Genomic DNA, 17806 nt, shown 5'->3' with positions numbered 1-17806 from the left:
AAATCCCGGGCGCGAGGTACCTGCAGTGGGCTATTTCGGCGGCGTTCATGGCCTGGAGCGCATTGGCGCCGGCGTGGTGATTGCCTACCTGCAAAGCCTGGTCATGCGCCTGCAATGGGACAGCACGCTACACAAGCAACTGGAATCGGTTCGCCTGGTCTTCATGCCCATCGTCAACCCCGGTGGCATGGCGCTTGGCACGCGGGCCAATCCCCACGGCGTGGACCTGATGCGCAATGCGCCAGTGGAAGCACGGGAGCCAGTCCCCTTTCTGGTGGGTGGGCAGCGGATCAGCGCCGGCTTGCCCTGGTACCGCGGCCCCAAGGCCAATCCCATGGAAATCGAAAATCAGGCCGTGTGCGATGTCGTGACCACCGAGTTGCTGACGCGCGACTTCAGCCTGTCCGTAGACTGTCATTCAGGCTTCGGTAGCCGGGACCGCATCTGGTTTCCCTATGCGCACACGCGCGCCCCTATCGCCCACCTGGCCGAGATGCATGCGCTCAGGAACATCTTTGTCCAGTCACACAGCCACCACCGCTATGTCATCGAGCCACAAAGCCTGCAGTATCTGGCGCACGGTGATCTGTGGGACCATCTGTACCTGCAATCCTGTGCGCAGGAGGGACGCGTGTTTCTGCCGCTTACGCTGGAGATGGGTTCCTGGCTGTGGGTGAAGAAGAACCCGCGCCAGTTGTTCTCGCGGCACGGCATATTCAATCCCCAGATTGAGCACCGGCAGCAGCGGGTGTTGCGCCAGCACCAGCTGCTGCTGGACTTCCTGTCGCGCGCAGCCTGCGGCCACCGTCTTTGGCTGCCCGGCTCCGACACCCGTGCCCAGCACCATGCGCAGGCGCTGCAGGACTGGTATTGACGCGCGATGAACACTTGGATATTTCTGCGCGGACTCACCCGGGAGAGCCGGCATTGGGGCCACTTCATCGAGCAGTTTCAGCGCGCCCTGCCCGGCAGCCAGGTGATCGCGCTCGACCTGCCGGGTAACGGCCAGCTGAATCAGGAACGCAGCCCTGTGCGCGTTCAAGACATGGTGGTGCACTGTCGTGCACAGCTCGCGGCACGCAACATCAAGCCACCTTACCATGTGCTGGCCATGTCGCTGGGCGCCATGGTGGCAGTGGCTTGGGCGCACGCGTATCCGCAGGAGGTGGCTTCCAATGTGCTCATCAACACCAGCATGCGGCCCTTCAGCCCGTTTTATCAGCGCCTTCGGCCCGGCAACTATGGCGCGCTATTGAAGCTGGCTCTGCTGGGTGCAGCGCCTGAGGTGTGGGAGCGCAATGTGCTGCACATGACGAGCAACCGCGTTGATGAATCGGTATTGCCGCTCTGGCTGGCATTGCGGCGGACACGTCCGGTGTCACGCGCGAGCGCGCTTCGACAGCTGCTTGCCGCCGCCCGCTTTCGCGCGCCGGCGGTCAAACCGCTTGCCCCCACATTGGTCCTGGCCAGCGAACAGGATCATCTGGTCAGCGTTGAATGCTCCAGGGCACTGGCCAGGCATTGGCAGTGCGCCCTGCGTGTCCACACCAGCGCCGGGCACGATCTGCCGTTGGACGACGGGCCTTGGGTTGCCAGTCAGGTGCGGGACTGGCTGATGGAGGGTACCGCATCCTCTCGTTACCATCGACGGCATGAAGAAGAGCCGTCACCCACTTCAAACCCCCTGCCCCTGCGGCAGCGGCCAGACGTACGCTGTCTGCTGCGGCCCGTGGCATGCCGGCCTGGCCACGGGCGTGCACGCCCCGACGCCCGAGGCGCTGATGCGCTCGCGGTACAGCGCCTATGTGCTGGGCCTTGTTGACTACCTGCTGGCTACCTGGCACTCTTCCACGGCGCCAGCCGAGCTGACGCTGTCTCCCGTCAAGTGGCTGGGGCTGGAGGTGCGTCGGGCACAGGCTACGGGTGACGCCGGTGTGGTTGAGTTTGTGGCGCGCTGCCGCGAGGGCGGGTGGGCGCAGCGCTTGCACGAGACCAGTCGCTTTGTGCAGCAGGGCGGACGTTGGTATTACGTTGACGGGGAGATGACCGTCTCATGAATCAGGCAGCTTAGGTCAACGCTGCTCCGAAAACGTAAGGGCGGAAAACCCTGATCGATGGCGCGACCGAATTCGGTTAGTGTCAAGCTTTTCAAGCACGGCAGGACTCGCAGACACCCATGAACATCATCAAAACGCTGGCTTCTTTGGCGCTCGCTTTCACTACTTCTCTTTCGATGGCCGAAAACGGCGTGACGGACAAGGAAGTGGTCATCGGCCAGTTCGCCGCCATCAGCGGGCCGGCGGCCCAACTGGGGCTGCGCATGCAACTGGGCATGCAAACCTATTTCAATGCGCTCAACGCCCAGGGTGGCGTCAATGGGCGCACCATCAAACTGATAACCCGGGACGATGGCTATGAGCCCGAAAAGGCGGCCGCGGCCGCCCGGGCATTGATTCGTGAGGACAAGGTATTTGCCCTGGCCGGCTCCGTGGGAACCCCGACCGGGCTGGCCGCGCTGCCGATCGTCACCGAAGAGCAGGTGCCGCTGGTGGGCATGTTCACCGGCGCACAGGCCTTGCGCGAACCCTTTAACCGGCACGTGTTTCATGTGCGGGCCAGTTATTTTGACGAGACTGAACGGATCGTGCAGCACCTCACGACCCTGGGTGTGAAAAAGATCGCGGTGTTCTACCAAAACGACGCCTACGGCAAGGCGGGTCTTGACGGTATGGTGCGGGCTCTGGACAAGCGAAAGCTCAAGCCGGTGGCCACGGCCACGGTGGAACGCAACAGCGTGGACGTGGCCAAGTCGCTGGAGGCCATTCTCAAGTCGGAACCCGAAGCCGTGGTTCAGATCGGCGCCTACAAATCGTGCGCGGCATTCATCAAACAGGCCAGGGGCAAAGGCTACGGCGGGCAGTTCTTCAACGTCAGCTTCGTGGGCTCCAAAGCGCTGGCCGACGAACTGGGCGAGGCGGGGCAAGGGGTCGTCATCTCGCAGGTCGTCCCGTTCCCCTATGCGCCGAGCAGCCCCATCGTTCGCGAGTACCAGCAGCGCATGGTGGAGGCGGGACAGAAGGACTTCGACTTCTCGAGCATGGAGGGCTACCTCACGGCCCGCGTGCTGGTGGAAGGCTTGCGCCGCGCCGGGCGAACGCTGACGCGGGACGCACTTATCACCGGGCTGGAGTCGATGAAGGACGTGAACCTTGGCGGGTTCACCATCAACTACAGCGCCAATGACCACCAGGGTTCCGACTTCATCGATCTGACCATCATCGGCCGCGACGGCAAGTTCAAGCGCTAGCCGGCGAGCCGCTGCTTATTTGGCTTTGGGCCGACCGTATTTTGCGGTGAAGCTGGCCTTGCCCAGGCTGTTGCCGTTGATCATGTAGCCGGTCAATGCGGCAGTGGCATCAGGCGGGACGTCCAGCTTGTCGGTCTTGAGCGCGTGCACCGTGAAGATGTAGCGATGCGGCTTGTCGCCCTGCGGCGGGCAGACGCCGCCCCAGGCGTTGACGCCGAAGTCGATGCGGCTTTGTACCGCACCCGACGGCAGGGTGGTGCTGTTGGCTGCACCGGCGTTGCCGGGCAGTTCGGACACACTGGCGGGGATGTTGATCACCATCCAGTGCCACCAGCCGGAACCGGTGGGGGCATCGGGGTCGTACATGGTGACGGCGAAGCTCTTGGTGTCCTTGGGTGCACCGCTCCACTTGAGCGCCGGCGACTTGTTGTCACCCGCGCAGCCAAAACCGTTGAATTCGAAGCTCTTGGGGATCGTGCCGTTCGCCTTGATGTCGGGACTGCTCAGCGTAAAGCCCGCAGCCTGGACCAGGGTGGCTGCGCCAGCCAAGGCGACGGCAAGAAGGGTCTGTTTCATGGGGTTCTCCTGAATGTGAAAACCGTCTGATCGTATGACCCGCCGCGCCTGGCCAGTTGCGCCGCATCAATTGCGGCTCTCATCACCCCAAGTGCTTGCCCACAATGCCTGCCAGTTCAAACATCGTCACCTGGGGCTTGCCAAACACGGCCAGCAGTTTGGCGTCGGCGTTGATGGCGCGCTTGTTGGTGGCGTCCTGCAGGCCATTGGCCTTGATGTAGTCCCATAGCTTCTTGATGACTTCGGTGCGGGCTACCGGTTCTGCACCAATGACGGCTGCCAGTTCGGCGCTGGGCAGCTTGCCAGTTGCGGCGGTGGTTTTGCGCGGCGCCTTGGGCTTGGCCGTTTTGGTCACAGCCTTGGCAGCCGTTTTGCGCGGTGGAAACTTTGACGGCGCAAACTCAAAATTCACCTTGCCGGCTTCCGCGTCCCAGGCCAGCATGGCCTTGAAACCGCGGCGCGTGCGCATGGAGACAAACTTTTCCAGCATGTCGGTCTTGCCGGTGGCCAGGAGCTTTTGCATCTGCTCGCGCTCGATCGGCTGCTGCAGGATGATCTGGCCGCTCTTGAAGTCACAACTCGGCGTCGGCTGCGCCATGGTGGGCACAGACTTTTCGCACACATAGTTTTTACCGTGCTCAAAGACGGCGCCGCCGCACTTGGGACAGGCGCCCAGCGACTCCTTGCCGGAGAAGTCGATCAGTTCGCCGCTTTCTTCGCCCTTTTTGTCGTCGCCAAAATCAAATTCCAGCTTGTAGTTCTTCGTTTCCTCGTCGAACTTGATGACCATCTCGGCGGTGAACGGCCAGCCGGCCTTGGAGCGGAAGCCGTCCAGTGGGCCAATTTTTTTGTCGCGCAGGAATTGCTCCACCTCTGCCACTTCAAAGGTGCGGCCGGCGGGTGTCTTGCCGAATGAAAAACCGCAACCCTCTTCCGTGCCGGTCTTGCCGGTGCAGGTGTAACGGCGGTAGTTTTCTTTCACGATGCCGCCGCAGTTCGGGCAGGGTGCCTGCAAAGTGGCGTAGTCGCCCGGGATGGTGTCGCGGTCGTATTCCTTGGCTTTCTTCACCATGCGCTCGGTCATGGCGGCAATCTCGGCCATGAAGGACTCGCGGCTGAGCTTGCCGTGCTCCATCTGCGCCAGTTTGTATTCCCACTCGCCGGTGAGTTCGGCTTTGGACAGCTCTTCGACGCCCAGGCCCCTGAGCAGTGTCATCAGCTGGAAGGCCTTGGCGGTGGGAATCAGCTCGCGACCTTCGCGCAGCATGTATTTCTCGGCGATCAAGCCCTCAATGATGCTGGAGCGGGTGGCTGGTGTGCCCAGGCCTTTCTCCTGCATGGCTTCGCGCAGTTCGTCGTCTTCCACCGTTTTGCCGGCACCTTCCATGGCGCCCAGCAAGGTGGCTTCCGAATAGCGGGCCGGCGGGCGGGTCTTCAGGCCTTTGGGGTCGACCGCCTGGGCGGTGACAAGCTCGCCGGGTTTGATCGGCACCAGGTTGCCCGGGCTCTTGTCGTCGCCGTCCTTGACCTCGTCCTGCGCTTCCTTGCCATAGATGGCCAGCCAGCCGGGCTTGACCAGCACTTTGCCTTCGGTCTTGAAGCTGTGACCCACCGCGGTGGTGATGCGGGTGGTGATCTGGTATTCGGCGCTCGGGAAGAACACCGCCATGAAGCGGCGCACCACCAGGTCATAGATCTTTTGCTCGGCCTCCGACAGGCCGCTCGGGGCCTGCAGCGTCGGGATGATGGCAAAGTGATCGCTGACCTTGGCGTTGTCAAAGATGCGCTTGCTGGGCTTGATGTAGTTGCCTTGAAGCGCCGTGCTCGCGTGTGGCGCCAGATGCTTCATGCCGCTGTCGGCGAGCATCGCGAAAGTCTCTTTGACCACCGGTACGTAATCTTCCGGCAGGGCGCGCGAATCGGTTCGCGGGTAGGTCAGGGCCTTGTGGCGTTCGTACAGGCTTTGCGCGATGGACAACGTGGTCTTGGCGGAAAAACCAAACTTGCCGTTGGCCTCGCGCTGCAGGCTGGTGAGGTCGAACAACAGGGGAGAAGCCTGGGTGGTGGGTTTGCTTTCTTCGGTGACAGTGGCTTTCTGGCCCCGCACCGCATCGGCAATTGCCTGCGCCTCCCGCTGGTTCCAGAGGCGGTCGGCCTTGAGTTCGGCGTCCATCTCCTCGGTGTTGCCGGCAGCGGCATTGGCGGCGGCCTTCTTCCATTTGGGGTCAAACCACTTGGCGGGATAGTCACCGGCCTCCGCGCCAAAGGTGGCATGCACTTCCCAGTAGTCGCGGCTGATGAACTTGCGGATTTTTTCTTCGCGCTCCACCACCACCGACAGCGTCGGGGTCTGCACCCGGCCCACGGTGGTCAGAAAGAAGCCGCCATCGCGCGAGTTGAACGCCGTCATGGCGCGGGTGCCGTTGATGCCCACCAGCCAGTCGGCCTCGGAACGACAACGTGCCGCATCGGCCAGCGGCAGCATCTGCTGGTCGCTGCGCAGCGAAGCAAAACCATCGCGGATGGCCTGTGGCGTCATCGATTGCAGCCACAGGCGCTGCACCGGCAGCTTGACCTTGCTGTACTGCTGGATCAGACGAAAGATCAGCTCGCCCTCGCGCCCGGCGTCGCAGGCGTTGATGAAGGCTCCCACGTCCTTGCGCTTGGCCTGCTTGACGATGGCATTGAGCCGCGTCTTGGTCTTGTCCATGGGCTTCAAGTCAAAGTACGGTGGAATCACCGGCAGGTGGGCAAAACTCCATTTGCCCCGCTTGACGTCAAATTCTTCGGGGGCCTGGATTTCAACCAGGTGGCCCACGGCACTGGTGACGACGTATTTGTCGTTCTCGAAATGCTCGTCGTGCTTTTCGAACTTGCCCGCGACGGGCGTGAGCGCCCGCACGATGTCCTGGGCGACGGAAGGCTTCTCGGCAATGACTAATGTTTTATTGAAAACTAAGTTTTTCATCTGACTACAATCCAGTTTCTCGCGTGCGCGCAGGCGCACGCATATGCACGTGAGCGCGCACACACGCGCCCATACGAGTTCACCATACCAAATTTTTAGCCGTGTCCAAAAAAATCGCCCCCGGAGCCAGTCGCCGCATTCAAACCCGTCGCTCCGGAGTCCACGGAAAAGGCGTCTTTGCCGTGCAGGATATCGCCGAGGGCGAGACGATCATCGAGTACGTGGGCGAGATCATCAGCTGGCCAGAGGCGCAGAAACGTCACCCGCATGATCCGAAGGATCCAAACCACACGTTTTACTTTTCGCTGGAAAACGGCAATGTGATTGACGCGCTGTACGGTGGCAACTCGTCGCGCTGGATCAATCACTCCTGCGACGGCAACTGCGAGGCCGACGAGGAGGGTGGACGCGTCTTCATCAAGGCGCTGCGCAACATCCAGGCCGGCGAAGAGTTGAATTACGACTACGGCCTCATTCTGGACGAGCCCTACACCAAGAAGCTCAAGGCCGAGTACCCCTGCTGGTGCGGTTCGAGTAACTGCCGCGGCACCTTGCTGGCGCCCAAGCGCGGTCGCCGCTGAGGGAGGCGATGAACGTCACCGATTCCGGGGCTGCCGCTGCGCCGGGCCGCCCCAAGCAAGGCACGGCCCCCTCGGGGGGCAGCGCAGCACACGAAGTGGCAAGCGTGGGGGCAATTCGCTGGCCTGCGGAGGCGATCTGGGAGGCCGTCGTGGCTAATCTGCCGGGCTTTACCGTCGAGATATTGCCAGAGATCGATTCGACCAACACCGAGCTGATGCGCCGCGCCCGCGCCGGCCGTCTGGAGCCCGTGCTGCTGGTCGCCGAGCAGCAGACCGCCGGACGCGGCCGTTTGGGACGCCAGTGGTTCAGCGGCCAGGATTCAGACGCCAGCGCGGCACACGCAGTGGCAAGCGTGGGGGCCACATCTCTTACGTTTTCGTTGGGACTGCCCTTGGCGCCGGCGGACTGGTCTGGCCTGTCCCTGGCCGTGGGTGTCAGCATCGTCCAGAGCCTGCATCCCGATCTGCGCCTGAAGTGGCCGAACGACGTGTGGCTGCATGATCGCAAGCTGGCCGGCATTCTGATCGAAACCGCCAATCTGGGGGACGCCCCCGGTGCCCGCTATGCCGTGGTGGGCGTCGGCATCAATATCACCGAGCGGCAGGCCGCCGGTCTGGCCACGCCACCTGCCTGGCTGGGCGAGGTGCTGCCAGGCGTCGACGCGGCGCAGGCATTGCTGCGGATCGCTGGACCGCTGGTGCAAGCCCTCAAGGCCTTTGAGGTGCACGGGTTTGGGCCCTTCAAGGCCCGTTTCAACGAGCGGGACGCGCTGAGTGGACTGACGATTGCCTTGAGTGACGGCACCAGCGGTGTCGCGCAGGGCGTGGATGGCGTCGGTGCCTTGCTGGTGCAAACGGCACAGGGCCTGAAAAAAATCACCAGTTCCGAAGTCAGCGTGCGCCCCCTGGAGCCGCCGCCCTACGCCAACCTTTAGTGAGCATCAGTTCCATGTTCCGATTTCTTGTCCTGGCCCTGGTGCTGGTCAACAGCGTCTATTTCGCCTGGTCGCAAGGCTTGCTGCAGACCTTTGGTTTTGCCCCGGTGCAGCAAACCGAGCCGCAACGGATGGGCCAGCAGATCAAGCCGGATGCGCTGCGGGTGCTCACCGCGCAGGACCTGCGCCTGACTGAGACGGCGGCGCGGGTTGCCGCCCGGCCAGCCGAGTGTCTGCAGGCCGGTGTGTTTGATGAGGCCCAGGGTGCCGTGTTGCGCCGGACACTGGAGTCGGCCCTGCCGGCCGGTTCGTGGACGCTGGACGCGGTGGTGGAGCCGGCGCGCTGGATTGTCTACATGGGCAAATACACAAACGCCGAGGCGTTGGCCAAGAAGCGCTCGGAGCTGGCCTCATTGAACCTGAAGTTTGAGCCACTGACCAACCCCGAGCTGGGGTTGGGCCTGTCGCTGGGCGGCTTCGAGACGCAGGCCGCGGCAAATGCTGCTCTCGATGCCTTCAGCCGGCGCGGCGTGCGAACAGCGCGGGTGGTGCAGGAGCGTGCCGAGGTGGGCGGCGTGATGCTGCGGTTGCCGGCCGTTGATGACACGCTGCGGACTCGCCTGGACGCGTTGACTCCCGTGTTGGCGGGCAAGGCCTTGAGCCCGTGCCAATGAGCGTTATGCGCCAGCGGCGACGCCGGTGGATTCCGCGAAAAACCGGACACTGAAGCGGGCGCCCGGAGGCATCTGTCCGGGCCGGGTGTCCTCCATGCTGACGATGGCATTGTGCTGATGGGCGATCTCCATCACGATGGGCAAGCCCAGTCCTGAGCCGTCGGCTTCGGTGCCCAGGGCGCGGTAGAACGGCTGGAAAATCAGCTCGCGCTCGGCCAGGGGCACACCCGGTCCCGAGTCTTCCACCTGCAACACCAGTGTCTTGCCAAATCGGTCCGCCAGCACCCGCACCGTGATGACGCCGGGTTTGTCCACGCTGGAGGGCGTGTAGTTGATGGCGTTGTCCACCAGGTTTCGTATCAGTTCCTTGAGCAGCGTCGGATTGCCGGCCAGCTGGCCCCCTTCTATGCCGGGTTGCGTGCCTTCATAGCCCAGGTCAATGTACTTTTCGATCGCCCGCGGCACACAATCGCGCACCACCTCCATGGTCAGGTCCGCCAGATCGCAGGAATGCCGGGGCATCACCGAGCCGCTGCTTTCGGCCCGGGCCAGCGCCAGCAGCTGGTTGACGGTGTGGGTTGCCCGGATGCTGGAGCGCCCGATCTGACGCAGCGACTGTTTCAGCTCATCAGCGCTCGCGCCTTCGCGCTGTGCCAGGTCGGCCTGCATGCGCAGACCTGCCAGCGGTGTCTTGAGTTGATGGGCGGCGTCTGCCAGGAAACGTTTTTGCGTGGCGATGGAGTCCTTGAGCCGCATCAGCAAATCATTGACCGAGTACACGAGCGGAGCGACCTCCAGTGGCACTGCCTGCGCATCAATCGGGCTCAGGTCATCGGGTTTGCGCGCGCGGATGCGTTCTTCCAGCTGGTTCAGGGGTTTGATGGCCTGCACCAGCGCCAGCCACACCAGCAGCACCGCCATCGGCAGGATCACAAACTGCGGCAACATCACACCCTTGACGATTTCAGTCGCCAGCACCGAGCGTTTTTCCAGGGTTTCGGCCACCTGGACCAAGGCCGGCCTGGCGCCGGGCAGCGGCAGCCTGACCCAGGTGTAGGCGACCTTGACGTCAGCGCCATGCACTTCAGCGTCACGGATGCGAACTTCACCGAACACGGTTTTTTCGTCTTCCGGCGGCAAAGGCAGGTCACGTTCGCCGCTCAGGAACTCGCCACGTGCGCCCAGGACCTGGTAGTAGACCGTGTCCGCGTCATCCGCGCGCAACAGCTCGCGGGCGGGCAGCGGCAGGTTGAATTGCGCCTGGTTGTTGCCGACGGTGATTAACTGCGCCAACGCCCCGACGTTGTACTCCAGCGCGCGGTCAAATGGCTTGGCGGCAATGCCCTGTGCGATCAGCCAGGTCAACACCAGACTCACAGGCCACAGCAGCAGCAGCGGCGTGAGCATCCAGTCCAGGATCTCACCGAACAGCGAGCGCTGTTCACGGTGGAAGATATTCACAGCGGCGCAGGCATGGGGGCCATGTTCAGTTTGGGATCTTTTCCAGGCAGTAGCCCAAGCCCCGGACCGTGGCGATGCGGATCGGACCTTTTTCGATCTTCTTGCGCAGGCGGTGGATGTACACCTCAATGGCGTTGTTGCTCACCTCTTCGCCCCACTCGCACAGGCGCTCCACCAGCTGGTCTTTGCTCACCAGGCGGCCGGCACGCTGCAGCAGAACTTCCAGCAGGCCGAGTTCGCGCGCTGACAGCTCGACCATCACACCGTCGATCGTGGCAACGCGGCCCGACTGGTCGTAAATCAGCGGCCCGTGCTTGATGGTGCTGCTCGCGGTGCCCATGCCGCGCCGACTCAGGGCACGCACCCGTGCTTCCAGTTCCTGCAGGCTGAAGGGCTTGGCCATGTAATCGTCGGCGCCATAGTCCAGGCCTTTGACGCGCTCGTCCACGCTGTCGGCGGCCGTCAGGATCAGCACCGGCAGGGATGAGCCGCGCGCACGGAGTTTTTTCAGCACCTCCAGCCCATGCATCTTGGGCAGGCCCAGATCCAGGATCAGCAAATCGAACTCGGTATTGGTCATAAGGGCAGCATCAGCCTCAGTGCCGCTGGCCACGTGGTCGACGGCGGCGCCCGAACTGCGCTGGGTTCGCAGCAGACCATCGGCCAAGACCTGGTCATCCTCGGCAATCAGAATTCGCATGGCTGTCTCCTTTATGGGTGAAGGCCGGATGCCGGCCGTCACGTTGTGCCGCAATTTTAGGCGTCTGCACCGGATGCCGGTTTTTTTGTTTGTGACTGGCCGATGTTCATGCGGCATAGGCTTCCAGGCCGATGGCGATGACGGTGGCCACCTCCGGCCCGACCGCGGCGCGCAGTTCCGCCTCGGCCTGCGCCACCGCCTGCTGGAACGCCTGCAGCCAGCTCAGGCCAACCGGCGTGAACACAATGCGCCGGGCCCGGCCGTCACGCGCATCGCTCAGGCGCGTGACCAGGCCCCAGGCTTCGCACTGCTCGACGAGCTTGCCCATGGCCTGTTTGCTCATGTTGGCGCGTTGGGCCAGGTCGGTCAGGCGCGAGCCCTCCAGCGCCAGATGCCGGGTGATGTGGATGTGGGAGGCGCTTAAGTTCCCCCGCGCCGCCAGATTGGACAGCGCCAGCGGGACTTCTGCATTGCGGGCCATCAGGGACAGCACCCGCGCATCAAAGCGCTGCAGCGCCTGGCTCATCCAGTGACCCACGTGCGCTTGTCGCCAGCCATCGTCGTGCAGGGAGGGGGTGTCAGACATGATGAAAACTGGTTTTTCAAATAGTAAACCAAATTGACTAAAAAAACTGTTTACAGGTTCGAACCGCAGGATATAAACTACTGTTCAAGCATCCAGCCTGTCATTAACACCAGAGGGTGCGCCAGACTTGGTCCCGACTTAACCAATTGATATTGAAGGAAATTTTCATGGACGCACCCGTTAAAGCCCTGACTCCCGCCAACAGCGAAAAAGCCAAAGCCCTGCAAGTGGCGCTGGCCCAGATCGAGAAACAGTTTGGCAAGGGCACCATCATGCGCCTGGGCGAGGGTGAGGTCATCGAAGACATCCAGGTGGTGTCCACCGGTTCGCTGGGGCTGGACATCGCTTTGGGCGTGGGCGGCTTGCCGCGTGGACGCGTGGTCGAGATCTATGGCCCGGAGTCAAGCGGCAAGACCACATTGACCCTGCAAGTGATTGCCGAGATGCAAAAAATCGGCGGCCAATGCGCCTTTGTGGATGCCGAACATGCGCTGGACATCCAGTACGCCCAGAAGCTGGGTGTGAATCTGCAGGATTTGCTGATTTCTCAGCCCGACACCGGCGAGCAGGCGCTGGAAATTGTGGACAGCCTGGTGCGTTCCGGCGCGGTCGATCTGATCGTGGTCGACTCGGTCGCGGCCCTGACCCCGAAAGCCGAACTCGAAGGCGAAATGGGAGATTCCTTGCCCGGCCTGCAGGCGCGGCTGATGAGTCAGGCTCTGCGCAAGCTCACCGCCCACATCAAGAAGACCAACTGCATGGTGATCTTCATCAACCAGATCCGCATGAAGATCGGCGTCATGTTTGGCAGCCCCGAGACCACCACCGGCGGCAATGCGCTGAAGTTCTACGCCTCGGTACGGCTGGACATTCGCCGCACCGGCACCATCAAGAAAGGTGACGAAGCCATCGGCAATGAAACCAAAGTCAAGGTCGTCAAAAACAAGGTGGCGTCCCCGTTCAAGACGGCCGAGTTCGATATCTTGTTCGGCGAGGGCATCAGCCGCCACGGCGAGATCATCGACATGGGCGTGAATGCCAACATCCTCGACAAGTCGGGTGCCTGGTATGCCTACAACGGCGAAAAAATCGGCCAGGGCCGCGACAACGCCCGCGAGTTCCTGCGCGAAAACCCCGAGTTGTCGCGCGAGATCGAGAACAAGGTGCGCGCGTCGCTCGGCATTCCCGTGTTGCCGGGTGCGGACGAGCCGGAAGTCAAGGCCAAAGCATCAAGCAAAAAAGCCGCTTAGCCCTCGTGGAATATGCGCAAGATGCTATTAAAACAATAGCATCTTGCGCAGCGTGTGTTTCGGACCGAGCGCAACATGTCATTTGCCAAACCCTCCCTCAAGGGCCGCGCCCTGCGGCTGCTCAGCGGTCGCGAATACTCGCGTGCCGAGCTGGAGCGCAAGCTCATCAGCTTTGAAGAAGAGCCCGGCACGCTGGCCCGGGCGCTCGATGAACTGCAGGCCAAAGGCTTCATCAACGAGCAGCGGGTGATTGAATCCATTGTTCACCGCCGCGCCGCCAAACTGGGCGCGGCGCGCATCAGGCAGGAAATGCAGGGCAAGGGCCTGGACCCGGAGGCCGTCAACGAGGTCCTTGCGGGTTTGCAGGCCACCGAGCGCGCGCGCGCGCTGGAGGTCTGGCGCAAAAAGTTTGGCGAGCCGCCGGCAGACGCCCAGGCCGCCGCCAAACAGATGCGTTTTCTGGCGTCGCGCGGCTTTGGCGGCGATGTGATCCGGCGAATTGTTGACGGCGGGTCAGACGAATGATTTATAGCAAAATGTGGCGTTATCCCCCGTCACATAAGCGCGAATCGCTATCAATTACGTAGCAACAAGCGACTCGCTACAGCCCCAGCATCAACTTGAGGTTTTGCACGGCGGCACCGCTGGCGCCCTTGCCCAGGTTGTCGAGCCGCGCCACCAGCACGGCGTGTTGAAAGCCATCATCACTTCCCTGGTTGGCAAACACGCGCAGTTCCATTTTGTTGGTGTCGACCAGTGCCAGCGCATCGAGCTTGTTGTCGGGCGTGGCGGGCTCGACGCTGACCCATTCGCTGCCCGCATAGTGTTTCGCCAGTGCCGCGTGCAAGTCCTGCGCGCTGGGCTGGCCCGGCAGCAGGTCCAGATGCAGCGGCAATTGCACCAGCATGCCCTGCTTGAAATTGCCGACCGAGGGGATGAAGACGGGACGCCGCGTCAAGCCCGTGTATTTCATGATTTCGGGAATGTGCTTGTGCTTCAATCCCAGCCCATACAGCTCAAAAGCGGGTGCCTCCCCTTTTTCGTAGGCCTCGATCATGCTGCGACCGCCGCCCGAATAGCCGCTGACCGACGGCAAGGTGAGCGGAAAGTCCTTCGGCATCAGGCCCGCATCAATGAGCGGGCGAATCAGCGCGATGGCGCCGGTGGCATAGCAGCCCGGGTTGGCGACCCGGCGCGACTGGGCGACCAGAGCGCCATGCCCGGCCACGAGTTCCGGAAATCCAAACACCCAGCCCGGCGCCGTGCGGTGCGCGGTGGAGGCGTCAATAATTTTGGGGCCCATCTGGCCTGTGGTCTTCGCCATGTCATCGATCATGGCGACCGATTCAATCGCGGCGTCGTCGTGCAGGCAAAGCACCACCAGGTCCACCTGCGCCATCAAGGCGCGTTTGGCGCCCGCGTCCTTGCGCAACTCGGGGGCGATGCTGACCAGCTCGACGCCAGCCATCGTTTGCAGGCGTTCCCGAATTTGAAGGCCGGTGGTGCCGGCTTCGCCGTCAATGAAGATCTTGTGCATGGTGAATTCCGGTTGGCGTCGGCAAAGATGCCTTGTAAGGCTGATCAAAGTTTGGTGCGTTGCAACATGATACATTCCATGGCTGCGTTGTCCAGTGCCCGCCGCCGAGCCCATCAGCTTTGTTGACGGATAAAAATCACCCATTCCTGAGAGAGTCCTCATGAAGATCCACGAATACCAAGGCAAGGAAATCTTGCGTCAATTTGGTGTGCCGGTGCCGCGCGGCATTCCGGCTTTCACCGTTCAAGAAGCGGTGGAAGCCGCTCAAAAACTGGGCGGCCCGGTGTGGGTTGTCAAGGCGCAGATTCACGCCGGTGGACGCGGCAAGGGCGGTGGCGTCAAGCTGGCCCGCTCCATTGAGGACGTCAGACAGCTGGCCGGTGAGATCCTGGGCATGCAGCTCATCACGCACCAGACTGGCCCCGAAGGCCAGAAGGTCCGCCGCCTGCTGATCGAAGAAGGCGCTGACATCAAGAAGGAATATTACGTGTCGGCCGTGACCGACCGTGCCTCGCAGCGCGTGGCCATGATCGTCTCCTCCGAGGGCGGCATGGACATCGAGGAAGTGGCCCATTCCACCCCCGAAAAGATCATCACCGAAATCGTTGATCCGGCCACCGGCCTGACCGACGCGCAAGCCAAAAAGCTCGCTGACGCTATCGGTGTCCCCGCCGGCTCCACCGCCCAGGCGGTGGATGTGCTGCAAAAGATCTACAAGGTGTACATGGACACCGATGCCTCCCTCGTTGAAATCAACCCGATGATTCTCGAAGGCAACGGCAACATCAAGGCCATTGACGCCAAATTCAACTTTGACGCCAACGCCCTGTACCGCCACCCGGAAATCGTGGCTTACCGCGATCTGGACGAAGAAGACCCGGCCGAAGTCGAGGCCAGCAAGTTTGACCTGGCCTACATCAGCCTGGACGGCGACATCGGTTGCCTGGTCAACGGTGCCGGTCTGGCGATGGCCACCATGGACACCATCAAGCTGTTTGGCGCCGAACCCGCCAACTTCCTGGACGTGGGCGGCGGTGCCACCCCCGAGAAGGTGACCGAAGCCTTCAAGATCATGCTGAAAAACAAGAAGGTCAAGGCCATTCTGGTCAACATCTTCGGCGGCATCATGAAGTGCGACACCATCGCCACCGGCGTGATCACGGCCTGCAAGGCGACCAACCTGAGTGTGCCGCTGGTCGTGCGCATGAAGGGCACCAACGAAGATCTGGGCAAGAAGATGCTGGCCGAGTCCGGTCTGCCGATCATCACCGCTGACACCATGGCCGATGCGGCCCAAAAAGTGGTTGCCGCCGTCAAAGCCGCCGCATAAGGAACCATCATGTCGATCCTCATCAATAAAGACACCAAGGTCATCACCCAGGGCATCACCGGCAAGACCGGTCAGTTCCACACCGAGAAATGCCAGGAATACGCCAACGGCAAAAACTGTTTCGTCGCGGGCGTGAACCCCAAGAAGGCCGGCGAGTCGATTTTCAACATCCCGATCTACGCCTCCGTCAAGGAAGCCGCCAACCAAACCGGCGCCACCGTGTCGGTGATTTATGTGCCACCAGCAGGTGCAGCGGCCGCGATTTGGGAAGCCGTTGAGGCGGACCTGGATCTGGCGATTTGTATCACCGAAGGCATCCCGGTGCGTGACATGCTCGAAGTGCGCAACAAGATGCGCGCCAAAGAAGCGGCTGGCGGCAAGAAAACCCTGTTGCTGGGCCCCAACTGCCCGGGTTTGATCACCCCTGACGAAATCAAGATCGGCATCATGCCCGCGCACATCCACCGCAAGGGTCGCATTGGCGTGGTCAGCCGCTCCGGCACGCTGACCTACGAAGCCGTGGCGCAGTTGACGGAAATCGGTCTGGGCCAGTCCAGTGCGGTGGGCATTGGTGGCGACCCCATCAACGGCCTCAAGCACATCGACATCATGAAGGCCTTCAATGACGACCCGGATACCGACGCCGTCATCATGATTGGCGAAATCGGTGGCCCGGACGAAGCCGAAGCGGCACGCTGGTGCAAGCTCAACATGAAGAAGCCGATCGTCGGTTTCATCGCCGGCGTGACGGCACCTGCGGGCAAGCGCATGGGCCATGCCGGTGCCTTGATTTCCGGCGGTGCCGACACGGCCGATGCCAAGCTGGCAGTGATGGAAGAGTGCGGTTTCACGATCACGCGCAATCCGTCCGAAATGGCCAAATTGCTGAAGGCTCTGCTGTAAGGCGTAACGAGCAGACCTGCCGGGGCCGCGGACCTGCGGTTTCCCACAATACCAAGCCGGGTTTCCTGAGGGACAATCCGGCTTGGTCGTTTATATGCCCCGGGCATCTATAGAGAAAGAAAATCGTGGAAGAGTTCTTCACCGCTCATTTCTGGGTTGCTGTTGGTCAGATCATCATGATCGACATCTTGTTGGGCGGCGACAACGCCGTCGTCATCGCCTTGGCGTGTCGGCAGTTGCCGCCGCATCAGCGCACCAAGGGAATTTTGTGGGGCACGGCCGGCGCGATTGTTCTGCGGGTCATCCTCATTGCCTTCGCCTTGACTCTGCTGCAGGTGCCGTTTCTGAAGCTGGTGGGCGCCGCTTTGTTGTTGTGGATCGGCGTCAAGCTGCTGGTGCCTGAAGAAGAAGGTCATTCCAATATCCAGGGCAGCGACAAACTGTGGGCTGCGGTCAAAACCGTGATCGTCGCGGATCTGGTCATGAGCATCGACAATGTCATTGCCATTGCCGGGGCGGCCACGGGCGCTGCATCCCAGCACCAGTTGCCGCTGGTGATATTCGGTCTGCTGGTCAGCATTCCCATCATTATTGGGGGTAGCCAGATGGTTCTCAAGCTGATGGACCGGTTCCCGGCCATCATCACGATCGGCGGCATGCTGTTGGGCTGGATCGCGGGCACCATGGCGCACAGCGATCCGGCGGTGCGGGATTGGCTGCCGCAAACAACCACGTGGAACTACGGTCTGGGTCTTGTGGGTGCTCTAAGTGTCTTTCTTGTGGGCACTGTTCTTAAAAAACGCGCGCAACCGGCAAGCTGACCGGGTGCATGGCCGCAATGTGTGGCAAAGAAAAGACAAAATTGCGTGACTCATTTCCTTGTTGGCGCGAACGGCGTCTGCTAAGGTTACGCGCTTACTGCAGCATCCTGATGGCGTGATTTCGTGCCGGATGCTGCTTGCTGACCTTTGCGGGATGGCAATTTGGGCAGAGGCGGC

General features: G+C 62.0%; 16 protein-coding genes and 2 pseudogenes. 12 read left to right on the top strand and 6 right to left on the bottom strand.

Going from position 1 to position 17806, the window contains the following annotated elements; genetic code table 11:
* From Q7T10_RS00750 to Q7T10_RS00735, 4 genes and pseudogenes are all read left to right on the top strand, one after another.
* A partial coding sequence (locus tag Q7T10_RS00750; protein WP_304744818.1) for a M14 family zinc carboxypeptidase occupies nt 1–874 on the top strand: 874 nt, incomplete at its 5' end.
* Between the two features lie 6 nt (nt 875–880).
* A pseudogene (locus Q7T10_RS00745) lies at nt 881–1582 on the top strand (alpha/beta fold hydrolase); the annotation flags it as partial.
* A 70-nt stretch (nt 1583–1652) separates the two neighbouring features.
* A complete protein-coding gene (locus tag Q7T10_RS00740; protein ID WP_304744816.1) occupies nt 1653–2057 on the top strand; it encodes a YchJ family protein in 405 nt (134 codons plus the stop codon).
* A 119-nt stretch (nt 2058–2176) separates the two neighbouring features.
* Entirely contained in the window at nt 2177–3307 is a 1131-nt protein-coding gene (locus Q7T10_RS00735) for an ABC transporter substrate-binding protein (RefSeq protein ID WP_304744813.1), read from the top strand.
* A 15-nt stretch (nt 3308–3322) separates the two neighbouring features.
* Here the strand turns inward: Q7T10_RS00735 and Q7T10_RS00730 are convergent, their stop codons facing one another.
* Both Q7T10_RS00730 and Q7T10_RS00725 read right to left on the bottom strand, forming a co-directional pair.
* The gene (locus tag Q7T10_RS00730; RefSeq protein ID WP_304744811.1) at nt 3323–3883 is read right to left on the bottom strand and encodes a YbhB/YbcL family Raf kinase inhibitor-like protein; all 561 of its coding nucleotides are present in this window, start codon (nt 3881–3883) and stop codon (nt 3323–3325) included.
* 82 nt (nt 3884–3965) lie between these two features.
* A complete protein-coding gene (locus tag Q7T10_RS00725) occupies nt 3966–6851 on the bottom strand; it encodes a DNA topoisomerase III (RefSeq protein ID WP_304744809.1) in 2886 nt (961 codons plus the stop codon).
* 101 nt (nt 6852–6952) lie between these two features.
* Between Q7T10_RS00725 and Q7T10_RS00720 the strand changes: the two are divergent.
* The 3 genes and pseudogenes from Q7T10_RS00720 to Q7T10_RS00710 form a co-directional block, all read left to right on the top strand.
* A pseudogene (locus Q7T10_RS00720) lies at nt 6953–7423 on the top strand (SET domain-containing protein); the annotation flags it as partial.
* A gap of 17 nt (nt 7424–7440) precedes the next feature.
* Complete coding sequence (locus tag Q7T10_RS00715; RefSeq protein ID WP_304744807.1) at nt 7441–8367, top strand: biotin--[acetyl-CoA-carboxylase] ligase; 927 nt, start codon at nt 7441–7443, stop codon at nt 8365–8367.
* Between the two features lie 14 nt (nt 8368–8381).
* Entirely contained in the window at nt 8382–9041 is a 660-nt protein-coding gene (locus tag Q7T10_RS00710) for an SPOR domain-containing protein (RefSeq protein ID WP_304744805.1), read from the top strand.
* A 3-nt stretch (nt 9042–9044) separates the two neighbouring features.
* Here the strand turns inward: Q7T10_RS00710 and Q7T10_RS00705 are convergent, their stop codons facing one another.
* From Q7T10_RS00705 to Q7T10_RS00695, 3 genes are all read right to left on the bottom strand, one after another.
* Entirely contained in the window at nt 9045–10502 is a 1458-nt protein-coding gene (locus Q7T10_RS00705; protein WP_304744803.1) for a sensor histidine kinase, read from the bottom strand.
* A 25-nt stretch (nt 10503–10527) separates the two neighbouring features.
* Nucleotides 10528–11202 (bottom strand): response regulator transcription factor, encoded by a 675-nt coding sequence (locus tag Q7T10_RS00700; protein ID WP_304744801.1) that lies wholly within the window; start codon nt 11200–11202, stop codon nt 10528–10530.
* A gap of 106 nt (nt 11203–11308) precedes the next feature.
* Entirely contained in the window at nt 11309–11788 is a 480-nt protein-coding gene (locus tag Q7T10_RS00695) for a MarR family winged helix-turn-helix transcriptional regulator (protein ID WP_304744799.1), read from the bottom strand.
* A 167-nt stretch (nt 11789–11955) separates the two neighbouring features.
* Here Q7T10_RS00695 and recA point away from each other — a divergent pair, with 167 nt between their 5' ends.
* Both recA and recX read left to right on the top strand, forming a co-directional pair.
* On the top strand, nt 11956–13038 hold the full coding sequence (gene recA, locus Q7T10_RS00690) for a recombinase RecA (protein WP_304744796.1): 1083 nt from the start codon (nt 11956–11958) through the stop codon (nt 13036–13038).
* A gap of 75 nt (nt 13039–13113) precedes the next feature.
* Nucleotides 13114–13563 (top strand): recombination regulator RecX, encoded by a 450-nt coding sequence (gene recX / locus Q7T10_RS00685; RefSeq protein ID WP_304744794.1) that lies wholly within the window; start codon nt 13114–13116, stop codon nt 13561–13563.
* Nucleotides 13564–13639: 76 nt separating this feature from the next.
* Here the strand turns inward: recX and argC are convergent, their stop codons facing one another.
* Nucleotides 13640–14575: an N-acetyl-gamma-glutamyl-phosphate reductase gene (gene argC / locus Q7T10_RS00680; RefSeq protein WP_370653704.1), complete on the bottom strand. Its 936-nt coding sequence runs from the start codon at nt 14573–14575 to the stop codon at nt 13640–13642.
* Nucleotides 14576–14735: 160 nt separating this feature from the next.
* Here argC and sucC point away from each other — a divergent pair, with 160 nt between their 5' ends.
* From sucC to Q7T10_RS00665, 3 genes are all read left to right on the top strand, one after another.
* Nucleotides 14736–15905, top strand: a complete 1170-nt coding sequence (sucC, locus tag Q7T10_RS00675) for an ADP-forming succinate--CoA ligase subunit beta (RefSeq protein WP_304744790.1) — start codon at nt 14736–14738, stop codon at nt 15903–15905.
* A gap of 9 nt (nt 15906–15914) precedes the next feature.
* On the top strand, nt 15915–16808 hold the full coding sequence (gene sucD / locus Q7T10_RS00670) for a succinate--CoA ligase subunit alpha (RefSeq protein ID WP_304744788.1): 894 nt from the start codon (nt 15915–15917) through the stop codon (nt 16806–16808).
* 125 nt (nt 16809–16933) lie between these two features.
* Entirely contained in the window at nt 16934–17629 is a 696-nt protein-coding gene (locus Q7T10_RS00665; RefSeq protein WP_304744786.1) for a TerC family protein, read from the top strand.
* The last annotated feature ends 177 nt before the right edge of the window (nt 17630–17806 follow it).

The organism is Rhodoferax sp. (assembly GCF_030646845.1).
Lineage (GTDB): Bacteria > Pseudomonadota > Gammaproteobacteria > Burkholderiales > Burkholderiaceae_C > Rhodoferax.
This window is presented reverse-complemented; position numbering and strand designations above follow the sequence as displayed.